Source organism: Streptomyces sp. NPDC005195 (assembly GCF_040608315.1).
GTDB classification, from domain to species: Bacteria; Actinomycetota; Actinomycetes; order Streptomycetales; family Streptomycetaceae; genus Streptomyces; species Streptomyces kaempferi.
The window spans coordinates 1-3,356 of the sequence record NZ_JBEXHZ010000197.1; the positions used below are offsets into that span (position 1 = coordinate 1).

Below are 3,356 nucleotides of genomic sequence, written 5' to 3' on the forward strand. Positions count from 1 at the left end.
GGGCGGCGGGCGGCGGGCGGCGGGCGGCGGCGCGGCGCTGCGGTGGCCTTGTCGTCGCAGACCCGGTAGGGGTGCAGCACGACCGCCGCCGAGCCGATAGATGGCGGGAGCGGCACCCGCCGCGGCGAACTGGAAGCGGCTCCTCGCCAGTTCGTCTCTCCGGCGACATACTTGGCCGCCCTGCGGAGGATGTCCCGCTCGGTGGCGAGTTTCAGCCCGGTCTTCCGTGAGTTCAGGAAATCTGACGGTTCCGTAGCGCGAACTCACGGGCTCGAAGGGGACTGACTCTGCCGTGGGAGAGGGGGGTGGTTGCCGCAGCGGGGACCGGTGGTGGGCGACGGACCTGGATCCGGTTCAGGAGAAGGGCTGGGCATCAGCCGATGGCCGCGATCCGGAGGCATGTGGGGGAGACTGTGGGGTGTCTGTTTCCAGATCGCTTGCAGCCTCCGGCGAGATACGTGCTTATCTCGTCGATCAGTTGAATCTCGCCCTGCGTCGTCCCGGAATGTTCGGGAGGGAGTCGGAGCTGGCCTTGCGCATGCTGATTGACCATTTGCTGTTCGTGGAGTGCCGGCCTGATGCCTTGGCCGAGCAGCAGCGCGTCTGGGAAGAGCGCGGGGCCTGGTCCAGTACCGGCGTCGCGGGGGTGTTCCGCGATCTGATCCCGGAGCGCTATTACGAGTACGGCATTGCCTCGGTGTATGCCGAGTTCGCGCACCGCCGCGGCTGGCTCAAGCCGGACCGCGTACTGGACCGTGACGAATACGCGGTCCTGCAGGGTGGGGTCCGCCAGTGGGCGGACGAGGACCGGGTGTGGAAGGACGTCGTCGACGAGTTCGGTCCCCCGTCCATGGTGTTCGGCAGCAGTAACCCCTATTACGGCAAGACTCTCGGCTACCTGACTGAGAACCCGGAGGAACCGATGGTGTCCTTCCATTTGTGGAACGGCGGTGCTCCGGAAGCCGAGCAATCGTGGCCACCTGAGCACGAACCCCTCCTGCTTGCAGTGTGCTTCGGAACGGGTCCCTTCCGCCAGACCTTCACCTTCACTCCGGAGGGCCGGCGACGGCTCCCTGTGGAGTAGAACTCAAGATCAGCGGGCGTTCGGTGCCTGCTCCGCTTCCGAGTCCGTCACTGCGCTGGTGTGACGGAGACCGGCCTTGGCGCCGGGGGAGAAGACGGGCGCGAGGTGGAAGGGGTCGGCGCCGTTGGCGGGTTCAAGCCCTCGGGGTCGAGTCGCCGCCCCGACAGGTCCACATGTTCGACCAGCATCGAGCGAATCTGGCGGGCGGGCAGTGTATGGATGCCGGACACAGGGCCGCGACCACGCGAGGGGCGACCTCCGCCAAGGCAGGCAGTGTCAGTCACTGGCGGAGATGTTGGCGTGCAGTTTTTCGAGGAGCGTCTTCGCGTCCGTAGTCTCATTCCCGGTGAGTCCCGCGGCTTCGGCGATGGCGGCCGGGACCACACGGATACGCCCGCGCAGTTCGCTTCCCTCGTCGGTGAGTGTGATCTGTACGGAGCGCTCGTCCTCCACCTGGCGCCGGCGCTGGATCAACCCGTGGGCCTCCAGGCGCTTCAGCAGCGGCGTGAGTGTGCCGTAGTCGAGTTCCAGGAGTGTGCCCAGCTTCTTGATGGGCAGTGCGCCGTGCTCCCACAGCACCAGCATCACCAGGTACTGGGGGTAAGTGAGACCGAACTGCTCCAGCAACGGGCGGTAGCGGTTGGTGAGTGCCCGCTGCGCCGCATACAGGGCGAAGCACAACTGGTCCTCGAGGAGCAGTGAGATCTCGTCCGACTGCTCGACATTCGTCTGGGCGTCTTTCATCACGACCCCTTCCTCGGGACCGGTTCGCTGCGCCGCCGCGCCGCCGGTGTCCCGTTCCGCAACTTTCAGTGGTGCCATTAGATTGTACACATTTTAATTACGGCCCAGCGAGATGGAGCATGAAGGCCGGATTCAGAGGCGTTCACCGGTCGTCGCCGCTGAATTTCCGGATACGGCCCGTCCGGCGTGGGGCTTTGGCCGGGTGGGCCTTTGTATCGGGGCCGCCGGGCGCCGGGCGGGCAGGCTAAACCTTTCGCTATGGAATAAACGTTTGCACTTTACTCGTGCACAAGGTTGATGTTAGATTTGTCAGCATCTTCGCCCGTCAGAGTCGACGTGCCGTGATTCCCCAGACCGGCCCCGGGCCCGAGCGGTTTCCCGCAGACGGACCCCAGTAGCCCGCCATGTGCCGGCGCCCACCCAGAAGATCATTCGACTGAAGGATTCGCCATGCGCAAGATCGCTCTCCGCAAGCTCATTCCGGCCGCCGGTGTGGCAGCCGTGCTTTTCGCCGGTGCTCCGCTGGCATCGGCAGACACCGCCGACATGCACCACAAGGACCACCGCACGGAAATCATCAAGCTGGTCGCGAAACAGACTCAGACCGCGTCCATCGACGTGGGCAAGAAGGGGCACAGCCTCGGCGACCAGCTCGTCATCGCCGAGGACCTCTACCAGAACGGCAAGAGGATCGGCGACCACAGCGTGGTGTGCACCTACATACACACCAGCCCCGACGCACTGCAGTGCCTGGGCACCTTCGCCCTGCCCCAGGGGCAGATCGCCGGGCAGGCTCTCCTCCACCTCCCCGCCGCACCTGCCGTGGACGTCGCCATCACCGGCGGTTCGGGCGCCTACACCGGCGCGGGGGGCTACGTCCACACCGTCCCGGCCGGCACGACGGAGCGCCAACTCACCTTCCATGTCGCCCGGTGACCACTCCAGGACGACCGCGGTGAGGCAGTACAGGACCAGCCGCTGACCTGCCGACCACCCCCTTCTCGCCGACGGCCTGTCGCGGTCCCGCGACAGGCCGTGACGGGCGATGAGGCGTGTCCCGCTGCGCCGGCGTTGCCGGAAGACGCCGGCCTGCTGCCACCGCTCCAGTCGCCGCCGGCACGTCTGTCCGGAGCTGTGCCGAAAGCGGTGCCTGGGACTCGCGGATCGGCGTGGGGAGGGGTGCGGGCCGGGAGAGCACACCCGTGCTCGGAGCGGTGAACGCCGACGGCTCGACGAAGTCCGGCTCTCTGCTCGACGAGATCGTCCGCGGGGTGCCCGGCAGATGCTCGCCGCGGCCCACGACGCCGAAGGCAACCGGTGTTTGGCGGCCGAGACCGACGAGCGAGGGCGCCGTCCGGTGGACCGCAACGGGCACCGCCGTCTCCAGGTCCGTGACCTGGCCCGGGACGTCGTCCGCGTGCGGGCCGGCGGGTCCGTCCCGAGGTCCGGCCTGGCCGGGCGCACTCGCGCGTCCTGGTCCTGTTCGACGTCCGCATCGCCACGGAAGGACTCGATCGACTCGCGAAGC

3 protein-coding genes and 1 pseudogene are annotated in these 3,356 nt (G+C 67.3%); 3 read left to right on the forward strand and 1 reads right to left on the reverse strand.

Annotation, left to right across the window (positions count from 1 at the left end):
• Positions 1–418: 418 nt before the first annotated feature.
• A complete protein-coding gene (locus ABZV34_RS37830; protein ID WP_356287337.1) occupies positions 419–1,084 on the forward strand; it encodes a hypothetical protein in 666 nt (221 codons plus the stop codon).
• Positions 1,085–1,360: 276 nt separating this feature from the next.
• On the opposite strand, the gene ABZV34_RS37835 is transcribed toward ABZV34_RS37830, so the two are convergent.
• A complete protein-coding gene (locus tag ABZV34_RS37835) occupies positions 1,361–1,828 on the reverse strand; it encodes a MarR family transcriptional regulator (protein ID WP_356287343.1) in 468 nt (155 codons plus the stop codon).
• Between the two features lie 450 nt (positions 1,829–2,278).
• On the opposite strand from ABZV34_RS37835, the gene ABZV34_RS37840 reads away from it, so the two are divergent.
• Both ABZV34_RS37840 and ABZV34_RS37845 read left to right on the forward strand, forming a co-directional pair.
• A complete protein-coding gene (locus ABZV34_RS37840; RefSeq protein ID WP_356287340.1) occupies positions 2,279–2,764 on the forward strand; it encodes a hypothetical protein in 486 nt (161 codons plus the stop codon).
• Positions 2,765–3,110: 346 nt separating this feature from the next.
• A pseudogene (locus ABZV34_RS37845) lies at positions 3,111–3,356 on the forward strand (hypothetical protein); the annotation flags it as partial.

Coding starts and splice junctions, on each gene's coding strand:
- ABZV34_RS37835 (WP_356287343.1), bottom strand. CDS start 1,828: ATGAAAGACGCCCAGACGAATGTCGAGCAGTCGGACGAGATCTCACTG.
- ABZV34_RS37840 (WP_356287340.1), top strand. CDS start 2,279: ATGCGCAAGATCGCTCTCCGCAAGCTCATTCCGGCCGCCGGTGTGGCA.